Origin of the sequence: Rhodanobacter terrae, from assembly GCF_042657005.1 — a bacterium.
Lineage (GTDB): Bacteria > Pseudomonadota > Gammaproteobacteria > Xanthomonadales > Rhodanobacteraceae > Rhodanobacter > Rhodanobacter terrae.
Genome location: NZ_JBHSNG010000011.1, coordinates 18,285 through 34,231, shown reverse-complemented (window position 1 = coordinate 34,231; position 15,947 = coordinate 18,285). Strand labels below are relative to the sequence as shown.

Genomic DNA, 15,947 nt, shown 5'->3' with positions numbered 1-15,947 from the left:
GTCAACTCGCCGCGCGCAGGCGCTGACCGCACGCCAACGCGTTCTGCAGCAGGTCGGTGATCCGGACGCTAGCCTGGCCATCACCGAACGGATTGCCCGCACGCGCCATCGACCGGTACGCGGCCGGGTCCGACCAAAGTTCCTCGATCTGCCCCACGATGGACGCACGTTGTGTGCCGGCCAGCCGGGCGCAACCGGCTTCGATCGCCTCCGGCCGCTCGGTTTCGGTACGCAGCACCAGCAGCGGCACACCGAACGTCGGCGCTTCTTCCTGCAGGCCGCCGGAATCGGTCAGTACCAGCCAGGAGTCGATCAGCGCCTGCTGCATCTCCAGGTAGTCGAACGGTGGACTCAGGTGCACGTTGTCCAGCTCGCCGAGGATGGCATGCACTGGCTGACCCACCACGGGATTGAGATGCACCGGGAACAGCACCTGCAACTCCGGGTGACGACTCGCGACATCGGCGATCGCGTAGCAGATCTCGCGCAGGTCGCTGCCCCAGTTCTCGCGGCGATGCGCAGTGACCAGCAGGTGGCCGCGGCCCTCCACGCGGCGCCGCAGCCGGCGATGCCGTACCACCCAGTGCTGGGCGTCGATCACGGTATTGCCGGTGATGAACAGGCGCTCCGGCGGAATCGCCTCGTCGCGCAGCGCCCGCGCTGCGCGCTCGGTCGGTGCGAAATGGAAGCAGGTAATTCGGCTGATCATCTGGCGCAGCCCCTCCTCGGGGAATGGCCGTTCCAGGTCGTAGGTACGCAGGCCCGCTTCGACGTGTGCGACAGGAATTCCGCGATGGAACGCGCTCAGCGCGCCGAGAAAAGTACTCTCGGTATCGCCCTGCACGATCACCAGCGACCAGGACCCGGCCGCCATCACGCCGTCGAGCAAACTGCGGCAGCCCGTGCTGAATTCGCACAGACTCTCACCGCCGCGCTCGAGTGCGATGTCCGGAGTGATGTCGAAGCAGGCAAGCATCTGGCGTGCCATTTCGTCGTGCTGCCCGGTGTGCAGCCACCGAGGCCGCGCCCATCCGCTGGCGCGCAGGCTGTGATAAAGCGGCGCCAGCTTGATGATTTCCGGACGCGTGCCGCAGATGATCAGGATGTCCTGCATAGATCTCCCCTTGCAGGACGGCGCGCGGCCCTGCTACGCGGCACCTTTCCTCAGCCTTCAACGCTTTTGGTCAGTAGCGGGGGCAGCCGGATGCGCGATCGGGCGGCATCCGCGGCAGGCAAGCACTGACGGCCAAGGAATCCTGCTAGATGTTCAAAAATGAGAACTGGTTCTCAAATTCGAGGGCATTGTCGACGAGATATCGGCCGAATTGCACTTGACTAAACGCCATATATCGTGTGGGTATCTAAGAATACGGACCGTTCGGACGTAAGCTCGCCGATGGAAGGCAAGGCGTCCCTTTCGCGTGATCGGGGCTTGGGGGATGTGGATTGCATTTCCGGCAATGCGCGCGGCAGCCGCGCGTCGATCCATCACTGCGCGAGGAATTCCCATGACCAGGCCAACGTTTTTCGGGCCGTCGACTTTCAAGTCTCTCGCCGTTAGTGCGCTACTGGTATGCGCCGCGGCTTCCGGCCCGATGTCCCTTGCCAGCACAGCGCAAACAGCCTTTGCGCCGGCGGTGGCCGTACAGTCCACCGGCTACCGCACGCTTCCCGCGCCGCCGCCGCCGCCCGGAGCAGCGCTGCCGACGAAGAACTCGCTGACCGCGCTCTCGACGCCGACCACCCACGTGACGTCCGCCGCGCTGCTGGCACCGAACAGCTACGCCGGCGCTCCTGGTGCAAACCCGAACCAGAACACCTTGGTGCTGTACGACACCTCCGGCCAATGGGGCTGGCTGGGCGAGGCTTACGGCGTGATGGCAGGCAACCTGGTCACCCATGGCAGCAAGTACACCTTGCATCCCGCGGTGAACTACGTCGCGGGCGAACTGGGCAGCTACACCGGCCTGATCTATATCGGCTCGACGTATGACGAACCGCTGCCGACCGCGCTGCTCGACGACGTGCTGGCGACCACCAAGCCGGTGATGTGGATGAACGACAACATCTGGCAGCTGTCCGCCCGCGCCGGCAATTTTGCCGGCCAGTACGGTTTCACGCCGATGTTCTTCGACTTCAGCAATGCGCTGACAGTGACCTACAAGGGCGTCGCGCTGCAGCGCAATGCGCTGACGGTTCCTACCGGCCTGCTGCAGACGACGATCGACGATCCCACCAAGGCGCAGGTGCTCGCCACGGCAACCAATGACGTCGGCGGCACCATCAACTGGGCCACCCGCGGCGCCAACCTGACCTATATCGGCGAGATCCCCTTCAGCTATACGGGGCCGAACGACCGCTATCTCGCGGCCGTCGATCTGATCAGCAAGGTGTCCAACCCGGCCATGCTGTCGCGCAAGCGCGCGCTGGTGCGAATCGAGGACGTCGGCCCGGATGCCGATCCGGCCGAGCTACGCGCGGTCGCCGACTACCTGTACAGCGTGCATGTGCCTTTCAGCGTGGCGGTAATCCCGTACTACGTGGACCCGAACGGGTATTACAACAACGGCGTACCGGTTTTCCAGCATCTGTACCAGGCACCCAACGTGGTCAAAGCGCTGAAATACATGCAGTCGAGGGGCGGCACGCTGCTGATGCATGGATATACGCATCAGTACTCCAATATCGCCAACCCCTACAGCGCCGTCAGTGGTGACGATTTCGAGTTCTTCCGCGCGCATATCAATTCGGCAAACTATGTGGTCTTCGACACACCGGTAGCGGAAGACTCCGCACTGTGGGCGCACGGACGCATCGCGAACGGTGAGCAGGAATTCGCCAAGGCGGGCCTTCCCGTGCCTGCCATTTTCGTTCCGCCGCACTACGCCGCCTCGGCCATCGACTATCAGGTATTCCAGCCCGCGTTCACTGCGCGCTACGACCGCGGCCTGTATGCGGCAGGCTGGTGCCCGAACGGGGCGTGCGGAACCGGCACGCCCGACTACACCCGGATCTATGGCGAGTTCTACCCGTATCTGGTGCGCGACATCTACGGCTCGGCAGTGGTACCCGAACAGCTCGGCAACGTCGAGCTGGTCGAGTTCAACAACAACCCGCCGCGCTTCCCCGCCGACATCCTGTACAGCGCCAACTGCAACACCGTCATCCAGGATGGCGTGCAGAGCTTCTTCTTCCACCCCTACCTGGATATCAGCTACCTGAAGCAGATCGTCGCGGGCCTGCAGGCAATGGGCTATACCTTCGTACCCGCGAATACCGTCAAGCAGGGCTGACGGATCGTGGCTGGCAGGCCGCCGCTGTAATGGCGGCCTGCCTTTGCGCAGAACCTGGTGCCGGCAGCGGCATGCCATATCGCGTAAAATCCCCGGTTGGCCCTGACCAATGGCGACATTCGCCAGGCCCGCGGAATCCCGCTCCGCCTGCGAGCGGGCATCGTTGCCGCAGTACGCGATGCCGCCCCGACCGGAAACATCGAGACAACCATGGTGGCAATGGCAACCGAGCACGTGATCGACGTGCGGCACTGGAACGACACGCTCTTCAGCTTTCGCACCACGCGCGATCCCGGCTTTCGTTTCGACAGCGGACAGTTCGTGATGATCGGGCTGGAAACGGACGGACGGCCGCTGATGCGCGCCTATTCCATCGCCAGCGCCAACTGGGAAGAGCACCTGGAGTTCTTCTCGATCAAGGTTGCCCATGGCCCGCTCACCTCGCGCCTGCAGCACCTGCAACCCGGCGACACGCTGATCGTCACCCGCAAGCCCACCGGCACGCTGGTGCTGAACGATCTCAAGCCCGGCAAGCATCTCTACCTGCTCGGCACCGGCACCGGACTGGCGCCGTTCATGAGCATCGTCCGTGACCCGGACACCTACGAACGCTTCGACAAGATCGTGCTGGCCCACGGCGTGCGCCACATCGACGATCTCGCCTATGCCGACTATCTCGAACGCGAACTGCCGCAGCACGAGTACCTGGGCGAACTGGTGCGCGAGAAGCTGATCTACTACCCCACCGTCACGCGCGAGGCATTCCGCCATCGCGGGCGCATCACCGATGCCATCGTCGACGGCGTGTTGAGCGAAGCGACCGGCCTGCCGCCACTGAATCCCGCCACCGACCGCGTAATGCTGTGCGGCAGCCCGGTGATGCTCAACGACCTGTGCACGCTGCTTGACGGCCGCGGCTTTCACGCTTCGCCGCGCACCCGCGAGCCGGGCGACTACGTGGTCGAACGGGCATTCGTGGAGAAGTGACAGGCGAGGAACGAGTGGAGAGGAGTGAGAAACGAGTGGAGGCACGGCTTTCTCTCGTTTCTCACTCCTCTCCACTCACTTTTGCTCCAACCGTCGCATCGACGAGGCCCGCATGATGGATATCGCGCTGTACGTACTCGCCGCACTGTTGATCGTCGGCGGTCTGGCCGGTGCCGTGCTGCCGACGCTGCCGGGGATTCCGATGATCTTCGGCGGAATCTGGCTGGTCGCCGCGGTAGACGACTACCGGCATCTCGGCCTGTGGTGGCTGCTGATCATCGGCGCACTGGGCAGCCTCGGCGTCGTCGTGGATTTCGTCGCCAGCACGCTGGGCGCCAAACGCGTCGGCGCCAGCAAGCTGGCCTTGTGGGGCGCCACGGCGGGCACTCTGATCGGGATGTTCTTCGGCGTCCCCGGCCTGCTGTTCGGGCCGTTTCTCGGCGCGCTCGGCGGCGAGCTGGCTTCCGGCACCAGCGTGCTGCGGTCGGCACACGTCGGCGTCGGCACCTGGCTCGGCCTGCTGTTCGGCACGCTGGTCAAACTCGTGCTCTCGTTCGTGATGGTCGGCTTGTTCGGCGTGGCGATGCTGTTCGGTTGAGCAGGCCGCAGCTCAGCGACGCGATCTGCGCGACACGCCGGCGGCGCTCTTGGCCAGCCAGCCGGCCAGCTGCATCGTGTCGCGGCTGAGCGCGGCGGGCAGCACGATGTAATGCCGGCTCGGCGCCGCTCCCGGCTGGGCGATCAGCCGCGACGCGCCGGCAAGCTGCAGCAGCGCCGGCTGGTCGGCCGGAGCCAGTTTCAACGCCAGCCTGCCCGGCGTCAGCCAGGCGCAGGGCTTTTCATCGAGCCAGGCCATCAGCCCGCCGAACATCGGCTTGAAGCGCAAGTCGTGCAGCTTGCCCAGATGCGCGGCCGCGTCCTCGAGCTCGCCACGCGTGGCGGCGAGTGCCTCCGGCACGCTCATGCCCGTGTGCCGGGAATCACGTACAGCAGCACGGCGAGGAAATGCAGCACGCTGCCGGCCAGCACGAACACGTGCCACAGCGTGTGGTGGTACGGCAGCCGCCGCCACAGGTAGAACGGCACACCCAGCGTGTAGGCCGCACCGCCGCCGATCAGCAACAGCATGCCGCCAGCCTGCAGGCGCTGGCTGAGCGGCTCGAACGCGACCATGCCGATCCAGCCCATGCCTACGTACAGCAGCACGGCCAGCTTGTGATACCGCTTGAACAGGCCCAGCTCCAGCACGCTGCCGGCCAGCGCCAGCATCCACACCGCCACGAACAGGGTCCAGCCCCAGACACCGGGCAACACGATCAGGGTGAACGGCGTATAGGTACCCGCGATCAGCACATAGATCGCGATGTGATCGAGCGCGCGCAAGGCCGGCTTGGCGGCCGCGACCGAAATCGCGTGGTACAGCGTGGAAGCGGTATACAGCAGCACCAGCGACGTGCCGAACACCGCGCAGGCCACCACGGTGAGCGCGTTGCCATGCAGCGCCGCAAACGCCACCAGCGTGGCCAGCCCGGCGACGCTGAGCACGATGCCGACGCCGTGAATGACACTGCTGGCCAGTTCGTCGCCGAAGCTGTAGCGCGGGATCAGCGCGCCGGATGTGACGGACATGGTGGACTCCTGGCTACGCGGCGGACGCCCGATGGCGCCTCGGCTACCTTAGCGGGCGTGTCGACGCTTGCCTACCGTCGGCCTGCGGTACTGCGCGACCGCGGCCATCCCCTTGATCGAGAGCCCGTTGTCGATGGTGGATTTTTTCGGCGTACCCGACAGCGTCGACCTCATATGGCCATCCAGCCGTCCGCTTGCACAAGCTCGCCGCACAGGCATACGCTGCAGTCGCGGCAGCGCGATCCCCCTGCTCACGCAGCGCGACTGCCGCTACATCCCCACAGCCGATGTCAGGAGGTCGCCCATGTCGTCCGCAAGCCTGGCCGTTGCTCATCGCACACACCCCGACAGTGCACGTATCGCCGCCCTCAGCGCCGCTATGGCACTCAACCTGGCCGTCATCGTGATCGCCACCCGACCGATCACTCCGGCGCAGCTCACCGCCGTCCGCCAGCTGGCTCCGGCTTCGCTGATCCGGATCATCGATCCGCCGGCGGTGCTTCCACCACCACCGCCAGTCGAGCTGGCTCCTTTGCGGCACCCGCCGACACCACCGCATGCGATCCTGCGGCCCACACCGGTCAGCCCGCCCGTCGTCCTGCCCAGCGAGGAAGGCCATATCGCCGCACCGCCGGTCAGCCCGCCGACGCTGCTTCCCAGCCGTGCCGCTCCCGGTGCCGGCGTGGTGGCGCCTCTGGCCGAAGCCAGCCTGGCCTATCGCGCGGCGCCGTTGCGTTTTCCCGTGCAGGCCCAGCGGCAGCACATGCACGGCACCGTGCTGCTGCAGGTACTGGTGGATGAAACCGGCAAGCCGCTGCAGGTGACGGTGGAGCAAGGTAGCGGCTATGCCCTGCTCGACCGCAGTGCACGTGACCAGGTCCTCGCCGGCTGGCGCTTCCAGCCTGCGATGGTGAACGGGCGGGCGGTGCGCGCCTGGGCCCGGGTGCCGGTGAGTTTCCAACTGCTCGATTGACCGATCCGCCAAGCCCGGCCGGTATCCCCGGCCGGGCTTTTCCGCGCTCGCAGTCAGGCGCCTCGACAAGGCTAATATCCGCGGTCGTCTTACGCGTCTTTAACGATACGCATGCTCCACTGGCACCCATCCACCCTGCCAGGTTTCACGCATGGGCAAGCACGCGAACACCTTGAAAACCCTGCGCGCGATCGCGCTCGAACATGGCGCCGCCGAGCAGCCCGACCTCGCCCTGATGGCACGCGAACTGGGCCGGGTGGTGCATCAGAATGCTCCGGCAATCGCCGCACGCCTGGCACCGCCGCACGCGCGCCGGCGCGGCTTCGAACGCTGGCTGCTGGCCGAACGCAGCAAGCCGGCACTCAGCGTGCTGGTGATGGCATGGCCACCGAACCATCTCACCCCCGTACACGATCACGCCGACCTTTGGGGCCTGGAGCTGACCTTGCACGGTGCACTGGAGGTGCAGTCGTACACCCGCGACCCCCTTTCGGGTGACTTGCGCGCGCAAGGCCTCGACTGGCTCGGCCCGGGCGACGCTACCTGGTTCGAGGGCGACCGGCACCATGCTCACCGCTGCCGCAATCTGTCCCGCTGCGAGACGGCGCTCTCCCTTCATGTCTACGGCGGCGATCTGGCGGAGTACCTCGCTTACGAACAGGAGGAGCCGCCCGGGCGATGGGTCGCCCGGCCCCGGCGCAGCGTGATCGCCGGGCATCTGCAGCGCTGACCAGCTCTGACTCGACACCAACCTGCAGGGAATTTCATGTTTCGACGGGTCGCCATCATCGGAGGCGGTGCCGCGGCAGCCACGCTGCTCAGCGAACTGCTGGAGCGCAAGCCGCCGCTGCCGCTGCATCTGGACTGGTACACCGGTGGCGGCATGTCTGCGCGCGGCGTGGCTTACAGCTCCAGGTCGGACCGCCATCTGCTGAATGTGCGGGCAGCCTCGATGGGGATGTTCGCGGGCAGGCCGCGCGGCTTTCTGGACTTCGTGCAGCGCGACGATCCGACGATCGCCGGCACCGACTTCCTGCCGCGTCACCGCTACGGCGACTACCTGGAGGCGGAGGTGGCGCGCGCACTGCAGCAAGGCAAGACGCACGGGCATGACGTGAACATCATCCCGTTCGCGGTCGACGCGCTGGTACCCGAGCGCGAGGGCGCCACCGTGATCCACGGCGAGGAAAGCCATCAGGTGGACGCCGCCGTGCTGGCGCTGGGCGTGCTGATGCCGCAGCCGCTGCCCGGCGTCAGCGCCGGAGCCCTGGCCAGCGGCCGCTACGTGGTGGATCCGTGGAGGCTGCTGGCCGCGGCCGCCGAGATGCAGCCGCCGCGCAAGGTTGTGCTGATAGGGCTGGGACTGACCGCGGTCGACGTCCTGCTCGAACTCTCCGCGCAATGGCCGCAGGCCGAATTCATCGCGGTCTCCCGTCATGGGTTGTCGCCCGAGGCGCACCTGCGCGCGGCCGCCGCGCCCGCCGACGACAGCGCCGAACTGGTCGAGGCGATGCATGACGCACCGGAAATCCGGCACTGGGTGCGCCTGCTGCGCGAGGCGATCGCGCAGGAAGGCAAGGAGTGGCGCACCGTCGTCGACAGCCTGCGGCCGCATGTGCCCGGCCTGTGGGCCGATCTGCCGCTGGAACAGCGCGCGCGTTTCATGCGCCATGCGCGCTGGGCGTGGGAACGCATCCGTCACCGCATGCCGCCGCAGGTGGGCGCAGCGATCACGGTGCTGGAGCAGACCGGGCGCCTGCAACGCCAGCGCGGACGTGTGCAGTCGGTGGACGCGGTCGGCGATACCTTGCAGCTGGGCCTGCGCCACGCCGGCGCAGCGCGCACCTTGAGTGCCGACCTGGTCATCCAGACCGTCGGCATGGATACCGACGTGCGCCGCACCAGCCATCGGCTGATCCGCCAATTGCTGACCAACGCGCATATCGCGGCCGACCCGCTCGGGCTGGGCGTGAAGGCCGATGCGAACGGCCGGCTGCAACATGACGGCCAGCACTGGCCGCACCTGTTCGCCATCGGCAGTCTGTTGCGCGGCACGCTGTGGGAATCCACCGCGATGCCGGAGATCCGCCAGCAGGCGCGCCATCTGGCCGATCGGCTGCTGGGCGCCTAGCGCCGCCGGCGCCCGCGATGACAGCCAGCGCGCTTACCCTGGGCATCGTCTTGCTGCACGTGCTTGGCATGTTCGCGGCGATGCACGCGGTGATGCATACACGCACACCGCAAGGCGCGATCGGCTGGGCGCTGGGTTTGTTGGTGCTGCCGTACGTAACCCTGTTGCCCTATCTGTATCTGGGCTCCAGCCGCTTCCTCGGCTACCGCGTGGCGCATCGCCCGCCGCCGCGCTCGACGTCTGCCGCGGCGGATACGACGGACACAACCGCCATCGACGCCGGGTGCACCCGATTCGCCGCCATCAGTGCGCTGCAGAGGCGACCGTTCCGCAGCGGCCACAAACTGCGCCTGCTGATCGATGGCGAAGCCGCATTCGAAGTCATGCTGGCGGCGATGGCCGCGGCAGAACACTGCCTGCTGGTGCAGTTCTTCATCATTCACGACGACGCGCTGGGCCGGCGCCTGCAGCAAATACTGCTGGAGCGCGCGGCCGCCGGCGTGCACGTCTGCGTGCTGTTCGATGGCATCGGCAGCCACGCGCTGCCGCGGCGCTATGTCGACACGCTTCGCGCCGGCGGCGTGGCGATCCACCGGTTCGCCACCCACCGCTGGCGCAACCGGCTGCAGCTGAATTTTCGCAACCATCGCAAGATCGTGGTGGTGGATGGCGCACGGGCTTTCATCGGCGGCCTCAACGTGGGTGACGAATACCTGGGCCTGAAACCGCCGCTGGCGCCGTGGCGCGATACGCAACTGGAGCTGCAAGGGCCAGCCGTGGCCGACCTGCAGCAGCTGTTTGCCGACGACTGGCAGTGGATCACCGGCGACCTGCCGCCGCTGCTGCCCTCGCCACCGTGTGACGGCCATGCCAGTGCGCTGGTCGTCGCCAGCGGCCCGGCCGACCCGCAGGAAACCGGCTCGCTGTTCTTCGCCGCCGCCATCAACGAGGCGCGGCAGCGCGTATGGCTGAGCACGCCTTATTACGTGCCCGACAACGCCGTGCGTGCGGCGCTGCAGCTGGCGGTATTGCGGGGGGTCGACGTGCGCGTGCTGATTCCGGCCCGGCCGGACCACCGCACCGTATTTCTCGCCTCGACACTGCACGCCTACCACGCCGTGCGCGCCGGCATCCGCGTGTTCCGCTACCAGCCCGGCTTCCTGCATCAGAAAGCGCTGCTGATCGACCGCGACAGCGCCGCGATCGGCAGCATGAACCTGGACAGCCGCTCGTTCCGGCTCAACTTCGAGGTCGCCGCGCTGGCCGTCGATCCCGTCTTCGCCGCCGACGTGGCGACGATGCTGACCGAGGATTTCCGCCACGCCCGCGCCGTGGACGAGCGCGAATATCGCGATGCGCCGTACCTGCGCCGGGTGGCGATGCACGTGGCGCGGCTGTTCGATCCGCTGCTGTAAGCGATGCCGCACTGCGGCTTGCCTGCCGCGCGTCGTCATCATGGACTGGAGCACTCGCTCGTGGATTTTCCGACATGCGCCGTCTGGTCCTGCTGCTTCTCTCGATGACCGCCAGCCTCGCCAGCCATGCCGGTGAACCTGCGCACTTCGTACCGCGCTCGCTGGAGCTGCATGGCAAGACCTATCGCTACCAGGTCTTCGTCCCGGACGGCTGGACGGCCAAACGCAGCTGGCCGGTGGTGCTGTTCCTGCATGGCAGCGGCGAGCGCGGCAGCGACAATCGCAGCCAGCTCAGCCAGGGCCTGCCGCCGTGGCTCACGCAGCACGGCAAGGACTTCCCCGCGGTGGTGGTGAATCCGCAGGTGCCGACAGACCGCGACTGGGGCGGCGAGATCGAGCAGGTGGCGCTGCAGGCGCTGGACGACAGCATCGCAAGCCGGCACGGCGATCGCCGGCGGCCCTACCTCACCGGCTTGTCGATGGGCGGCTACGGCTCGTGGCAGATCGGGCTGGACCATCCCGGCATCTTCGCCGCCGCCGCGATCATCTGCGGCGGCATCCGCCATCCCAACGACCTGGAGTGGTTGTACGTGCAGGGCATTCCCGCCCAGGTCGCCGACCCGTATGCGTGGGTGGCCATGCACATCGGCAAACTGCCGGTGTGGATCTTCAACGGTGCCGTCGACGAGGTGGTGCCGCCGGACGAATCGCACCGCATGCACGCCGCCCTCGAGACGAGGCGCGACGAGATCCGTTACACCGAGTTTCCCGGCGTCGGACACGGTTCATGGAACGCGGCTTATGCCACCGCGGAACTGTGGCCGTGGATGTTCGCGCACCGGCTCCCGGTCACCCGATAACTCGCCGAAGCATTCCGGCCGGCGCCGGCGTCTCAACCCGACTCGCGCTTGCCGCCGGAGTCTCCCCGCCGGCGACTGCACCACAACCAGCCGACGTACAGGCCCAGCGCCACGCCCAGCAATTCGCACAACACCCGCGTGCCGATGCCGTCCGGGTCATGCACCTGCGCCAGTTTGGCCTTGAGCAACTGCAGCGACTGCAGGCGCGCGTAGTTGAAATAGAACAGATCCCACAGGTCGCCGCTGGCGGTCAGCACGGTCGCCAGCAGGAACGACCAGCCGATCTGCGGGCCGTAACTCCAGCCGTGGCGTTTTCCCAGCCCATGGAACAGGCCGAACAGCAGCAGTCCCGCCAGCGCCGAAATCATTCCCGCCTCGATGCCGCCGACGATGCCGTAGCCCATCCAGCTCTGATCGTAATGCATGGTGCCACGGCTTCCGTCGATGGTTGTCCCGTGCATTATGCATGCAGCCACCGAACCGGCTCGCCGACGCCGCGCTAGGGATGCTCTGATCAATTCTACGTAGGCGGCATGATGTCCAGAAGGCGCGCAGGGTGTGTTGCGTGGCGCAGGGAAGACTGGCCGTCTTGCCAAGCTGCGCGGCGCAGCCTGCGCGCCTTCTGGACATCACCCCATCATTTTAAATTCAATGCGTTGGGGCCGTGACTGTCTGTCCGCATGCCTTCGGTCCGCCGTCTCGACAGACGGCCAGTCTGCCCTCGCCGACGGCCCTGTGGCCTGCGAACAGACAGTCACGGTGACGCCTACGTAGAATTGATCAGAGCATCCCTAGACTCGTATGTCTGTCCATCCGCGAATTGCCGCATGAGCCACGTTCTCTCGCCCCACGCCGCGCTGATCGTCGTCGACGTGCAGCCGGACTTCATGCCCGGTGGCGCGCTGGCCTGCCACGAGGGCGATGCGATCGTGCCGGGCGTCGACCAGCTGCTGCGCTCGCGCATCTTCCGCCATGTGGTGGCGACCCAGGACTGGCATCCGCGCGGGCACGTCTCGTTCGCCAGCTCGCATCCGGGCCGCGCGGCGTTCGAACAGATCAGCTTGTACGGCCAGCCGCAGACGCTGTGGCCGGACCATTGCGCCCAGGATACGCCGGGTGCCGAGCTGCACCCGGCGATCGACTGGTCGGCGCTCGACGCGGTGATCCGCAAGGGCAGCGATCCCGGTGTGGACTCATACAGCGGCTTTCGCGAGAACCACGGCCCGGGCGGCGCGCGTCCGAGCACCGGCCTGGCCGGCTGGCTGCGCGAGCGCGATGTCGACGAAGTATTCGTGTGCGGCCTGGCGCGCGACGTGTGCGTGCTGTGGACGGCGCAGGATGCGCTGGAGCTCGGTTTTCGCGCCCGTCTGCTATGGGATCTCAGCCGCCCGGTGACGTCGGCCAGCGACGAGACCACCCGCGCCGCGTTACAGGCCCAAGGCATTGCCATCGTCGAATCGGCGCGACTGACCGCGATCTGATCCCGCCGTCTATGGCGCCTGGGCCGACGCACCGGTGGTCCCGGCTGCGCAATCCTGCACTTCATACCAGCGCAAACCGACTGCGCCGCGATGCAGGTTCACGCACACCTTGGCAGCCACGTCGACGTGCGCGTAATAGGCACGATTCACCGTCATGTCATCGCCCATCACCTTCGGCCCCCACGGTGCCAGCACGAGGTGCGGCGTCGGATGCCTGCCCGTGGAAATGTACTTGCGCATCACCCTGGCCTGGAACACTTGCGCTGGCTGGTGATCGAGCATCACATCGGCATGGACCACCAGACCGCCGCCATACGGCAGCGCAACCAGCGGCAGCAGCAGCATCGGCAGCGCCCATGGCCGCGATGGATCGCGCTTGCCCGCCAGGCACGCGGCAAGCAACAGCGGCACGCCTGCGATGAGGCCATAGACGAGTGCCGGCACCACCTCCATCAGGTGGTCGTCCAGCAGCGCACGCAGGCCCAGCAGGATCGCAGGCAGCATCAACGCGACCAGCATATTGGGACGTGCATCATTGCGCTTTGCGTCGAAACAGATCAGCCCGTGCGACAGCATGACCATGATCACTGCGCACCATGGCAGCAACGCCAGCAGCACGATCGCCCATGTGTAGGGGTACGGATATAGGTACGCCCAGAGCATCGCCGCGATGGTCGCTCCGCTGACCAGTTGGGTTATCTGGCGGGCCTGTGCGAGCCGCGCCTGGCGCTCCTTCGGATTGCTGCCGAAACTGGGGTCGGCCAGCAGCGCCGCTTCCGACGCCAGGCGTTCCTGCAGGTCCAGATCCGGCAGCGCGTCGATCCACGCATTCAATGCACTGTCGCGCGGGAAACCCGAATCCAGTCGCATCCGGCGTCCGGTTTTCGGTATCAGCAACAGGATGGAACCGCCGCGCGTGGCCTGTCGGCGACGTCCAGCTAGCTGGCCGAGGCGCAGCTCGCGCGAGCGCCAGAGTCCGCGCAGTTCGATCGCGTCCGCACGCAGGGTCAACCTCGCCGACGCAGCCGATGTCGCGATGTAGATTCCCAGCAATGCCAGCACCGCGCCCGTCAGCAGCAACCAGGATCCCGCTGGCGACGGATGCAGGATCGGTACTGCAGCCATCCACGTACCGACCCCACCCAGGATCGCCGCAAACAGATACAGGAAAAAGCGTGCCACGACCTTGTAGCGATACACCCGCGGATATGTCACACCAGCGCTCGAAGACTGCCCGTAACCCGCTCCATCAGACTGCCCCATGCTCATCTCCCCCGTGATCTGCGGATTTTGCAACAAGTCCACACGACTTGGCCCATGAAATCGTTCTTACGGATCGGCATGCCTCGGCGGGGCGGGCCGAGTCCGGGGTCAGTCCCGGGCGCCGTGCGACCGGACCTCGGCTATCGACCACGATTGCGGAAGGCGGATCGAGAACAGTCCGGCGCTGCGGGTGCGCCGGTCCAGCTTCAGCAGTTCGTTGTCCTTGCTGAGCAGCCAGCCGGCGCCCGACGCCAGCGCCAGCTCCAGAAATTTCTGGTCGTCCGGATCGGCGCAGCGCGGCAGGCGGGCATCGTCGTCGCCCGTCGTCGATGCCTCGGGCGGCAGCCACTGGATCAAGGCGTCGAAAGCGTCACGGAGCGCCGGACGCTGCCTGTCGTCGATCGGCAGCTGCGGGTAGTGCAGCACCCTGTGCCATTCCTCGCGGCAATCGTCGCGCGTCACCGCCTGCACCGCCCCGCTTCGCAGCGCCGCCAGCACGTGCGAGCTCAGCGAGTCGCCGAACACGAACAGGTCCAGGCACACATTCGTGTCCAGCACGATGCGCGGCACCGGATAGCCGGCACGAGTCATCGCGGCAGCGCCGGGCAAGACGATCGCATGAGTGCCGATCCCCTCAGGCGTCGTCTTCGGAGGCAGCGATGACTTGTGGCTCGCCATCCGCATCGATCTGGATGCTCAGCGCGATGGGCCGGCAACATACCTGGCAGTCCTCGATGTAATGCTGGTCGCCGGCCGATGCATCGACCAGGATCTCGATGGGCTCGCCGCAATACGGGCACGAGATGTCGAAGGGCGTAAGCATGGCGCATCACCTGGGCTCGAAGAACGCAGCTTGCCACAGACCGGCGGCCCAGGCCGTCGCGGGACGCGCGCGCTACAATCGATGCGCCCCCGCGAGTCAAGCCAGCGATGAATCCCAAGCAGATACTGCGTTTCCTGAATCAGCCCCGGACCGTCGACATCGCCGGGCGGCCGTTCGTGAGCCAGGGCTTGTCGCGGCGCATCTGGGACGATATCTATCATCGCGCGCTGACGGTGCGCTGGCCGGTGTTCTTCGGCCTGGCGGCGACCATCTTCCTGCTGCTCAACACCTTGTTTGCCGGGCTTTACCAGCTCGGCGCGCAGCCCATCGCAAACCAGTATCCGCACGGCTTTCTAGGCGCGTTCTTCTTCAGCGTGGAGACGCTGGCCACGGTCGGCTACGGCGACATGCATCCGCAGACCGTCTACGCACATGTCGTGGCCACGGTGGAGATCTTCACCGGCATGGTCTGCATCGCGGTGGTCACCGGCCTGATCTTCTCGCGCTTCTCGCGGCCACGCGCCAAGATCATCTTCACCGACCATCCCATCGTGCGGATCATCGACGGCAAGCCGACCTTGATGATACGCGCGGCGAACACCCGGCTTAACCTGATCGCCGAAGCGTCGGCGCAATTGCACCTGCTGCGCCTGGAAACCTCGCCGGAAGGTTTCAGGCTGCGCCGGATCCACGACCTGAAGCTGGTGCGCGATCGCCATCCGATCTTCATGCTGAGCTGGAGCCTGATGCATGTGATCGACGAAACCAGCCCCCTCCACGGCGAGACCCTGGAGACGCTGGAAAACACCCAGTCGGCCTTCCTGCTGAGCATCGAAGGCGTCGACGAGACGACCTCGCAATCCATGCTCGCACGCCGGCAATGGAGTCACCAGGACCTGCGCTGGAACCATCGCTATCTCGATCTGGTCAGCGACGACGGCAAGGGGCTCAACATCATCGACTACGGCATCTTCCACGCCGTGCTTCCGCTGGACGATGGCGAGCGCCTCGTGGGTTTTGGCATCGAGGCCACGCCGCCCTCAGGCGATACACTGAGTCTTTCTTCGAGTCTTTCCTCCAAAGGATAACCAT

The 15,947-nt window shown here is 66.4% G+C and carries 18 protein-coding genes; 10 read left to right on the top strand and 8 right to left on the bottom strand.

The window, feature by feature from the left end; all coding sequences use genetic code 11:
* Position 1 precedes the first annotated feature (1 nt).
* On the bottom strand, positions 2–1,114 hold the full coding sequence (gene wecB / locus ACFPPB_RS11590) for a non-hydrolyzing UDP-N-acetylglucosamine 2-epimerase (RefSeq protein ID WP_377327199.1): 1,113 nt from the start codon (positions 1,112–1,114) through the stop codon (positions 2–4).
* Positions 1,115–1,595: 481 nt separating this feature from the next.
* Here wecB and ACFPPB_RS11585 point away from each other — a divergent pair, with 481 nt between their 5' ends.
* The 3 genes from ACFPPB_RS11585 to ACFPPB_RS11575 all read left to right on the top strand — a co-directional run bounded on the left by ACFPPB_RS11585 (position 1,596) and on the right by ACFPPB_RS11575 (position 4,878).
* Positions 1,596–3,293, top strand: a complete 1,698-nt coding sequence (locus tag ACFPPB_RS11585) for a DUF2334 domain-containing protein (RefSeq protein ID WP_377327197.1) — start codon at positions 1,596–1,598, stop codon at positions 3,291–3,293.
* A gap of 210 nt (positions 3,294–3,503) precedes the next feature.
* Positions 3,504–4,280: a ferredoxin--NADP reductase gene (locus ACFPPB_RS11580; RefSeq protein WP_377327195.1), complete on the top strand. Its 777-nt coding sequence runs from the start codon at positions 3,504–3,506 to the stop codon at positions 4,278–4,280.
* Positions 4,281–4,395: 115 nt separating this feature from the next.
* Positions 4,396–4,878: a DUF456 domain-containing protein gene (locus tag ACFPPB_RS11575; protein WP_377327401.1), complete on the top strand. Its 483-nt coding sequence runs from the start codon at positions 4,396–4,398 to the stop codon at positions 4,876–4,878.
* A 12-nt stretch (positions 4,879–4,890) separates the two neighbouring features.
* On the opposite strand, the gene ACFPPB_RS11570 is transcribed toward ACFPPB_RS11575, so the two are convergent.
* Genes ACFPPB_RS11570 through ACFPPB_RS11560 form a run of 3 tightly spaced genes read right to left on the bottom strand, consistent with a single transcriptional unit; the run spans position 4,891 to position 6,083 of the window.
* The gene (locus ACFPPB_RS11570; RefSeq protein ID WP_377327194.1) at positions 4,891–5,244 is read right to left on the bottom strand and encodes a TfoX/Sxy family protein; all 354 of its coding nucleotides are present in this window, start codon (positions 5,242–5,244) and stop codon (positions 4,891–4,893) included.
* Entirely contained in the window at positions 5,241–5,909 is a 669-nt protein-coding gene (gene trhA / locus ACFPPB_RS11565) for a PAQR family membrane homeostasis protein TrhA (RefSeq protein ID WP_377327192.1), read from the bottom strand. The genes ACFPPB_RS11570 and trhA overlap by 4 nt, the downstream gene beginning before the upstream one ends.
* A gap of 48 nt (positions 5,910–5,957) precedes the next feature.
* Complete coding sequence (locus ACFPPB_RS11560) at positions 5,958–6,083, bottom strand: hypothetical protein (protein ID WP_377327190.1); 126 nt, start codon at positions 6,081–6,083, stop codon at positions 5,958–5,960.
* Between the two features lie 130 nt (positions 6,084–6,213).
* On the opposite strand from ACFPPB_RS11560, the gene ACFPPB_RS11555 reads away from it, so the two are divergent.
* From ACFPPB_RS11555 to ACFPPB_RS11535, 5 genes are all read left to right on the top strand, one after another.
* Positions 6,214–6,882 carry an energy transducer TonB gene (locus ACFPPB_RS11555; protein ID WP_377327188.1) on the top strand — a complete coding sequence of 223 codons (669 nt, stop codon included), beginning with the start codon at positions 6,214–6,216 and terminating at the stop codon, positions 6,880–6,882.
* Between the two features lie 151 nt (positions 6,883–7,033).
* Positions 7,034–7,612, top strand: a complete 579-nt coding sequence (locus ACFPPB_RS11550) for a cysteine dioxygenase (protein WP_377327187.1) — start codon at positions 7,034–7,036, stop codon at positions 7,610–7,612.
* A gap of 36 nt (positions 7,613–7,648) precedes the next feature.
* Positions 7,649–9,013 (top strand): FAD/NAD(P)-binding protein, encoded by a 1,365-nt coding sequence (locus ACFPPB_RS11545; RefSeq protein WP_377327185.1) that lies wholly within the window; start codon positions 7,649–7,651, stop codon positions 9,011–9,013.
* A 17-nt stretch (positions 9,014–9,030) separates the two neighbouring features.
* A complete protein-coding gene (cls, locus tag ACFPPB_RS11540; RefSeq protein ID WP_377327183.1) occupies positions 9,031–10,428 on the top strand; it encodes a cardiolipin synthase in 1,398 nt (465 codons plus the stop codon).
* 74 nt (positions 10,429–10,502) lie between these two features.
* The gene (locus ACFPPB_RS11535) at positions 10,503–11,288 is read left to right on the top strand and encodes a carboxylesterase family protein (protein ID WP_377327181.1); all 786 of its coding nucleotides are present in this window, start codon (positions 10,503–10,505) and stop codon (positions 11,286–11,288) included.
* A gap of 32 nt (positions 11,289–11,320) precedes the next feature.
* Here the strand turns inward: ACFPPB_RS11535 and ACFPPB_RS11530 are convergent, their stop codons facing one another.
* Positions 11,321–11,713 (bottom strand): hypothetical protein, encoded by a 393-nt coding sequence (locus ACFPPB_RS11530; protein ID WP_377327179.1) that lies wholly within the window; start codon positions 11,711–11,713, stop codon positions 11,321–11,323.
* 402 nt (positions 11,714–12,115) lie between these two features.
* On the opposite strand from ACFPPB_RS11530, the gene pncA reads away from it, so the two are divergent.
* The gene (gene pncA, locus ACFPPB_RS11525; protein WP_377327177.1) at positions 12,116–12,769 is read left to right on the top strand and encodes a bifunctional nicotinamidase/pyrazinamidase; all 654 of its coding nucleotides are present in this window, start codon (positions 12,116–12,118) and stop codon (positions 12,767–12,769) included.
* Between the two features lie 9 nt (positions 12,770–12,778).
* Here the strand turns inward: pncA and ACFPPB_RS11520 are convergent, their stop codons facing one another.
* From ACFPPB_RS11520 to ACFPPB_RS11510, 3 genes are all read right to left on the bottom strand, one after another.
* On the bottom strand, positions 12,779–14,032 hold the full coding sequence (locus tag ACFPPB_RS11520; protein ID WP_377327175.1) for a hypothetical protein: 1,254 nt from the start codon (positions 14,030–14,032) through the stop codon (positions 12,779–12,781).
* Between the two features lie 108 nt (positions 14,033–14,140).
* Positions 14,141–14,623 (bottom strand): putative toxin-antitoxin system toxin component, PIN family, encoded by a 483-nt coding sequence (locus tag ACFPPB_RS11515; RefSeq protein WP_377327173.1) that lies wholly within the window; start codon positions 14,621–14,623, stop codon positions 14,141–14,143.
* 43 nt (positions 14,624–14,666) lie between these two features.
* Positions 14,667–14,855, bottom strand: a complete 189-nt coding sequence (locus ACFPPB_RS11510) for a CPXCG motif-containing cysteine-rich protein (protein ID WP_377327171.1) — start codon at positions 14,853–14,855, stop codon at positions 14,667–14,669.
* Between the two features lie 107 nt (positions 14,856–14,962).
* On the opposite strand from ACFPPB_RS11510, the gene ACFPPB_RS11505 reads away from it, so the two are divergent.
* Positions 14,963–15,943 (top strand): ion channel, encoded by a 981-nt coding sequence (locus tag ACFPPB_RS11505; protein ID WP_377327169.1) that lies wholly within the window; start codon positions 14,963–14,965, stop codon positions 15,941–15,943.
* Positions 15,944–15,947: the final 4 nt, after the last annotated feature.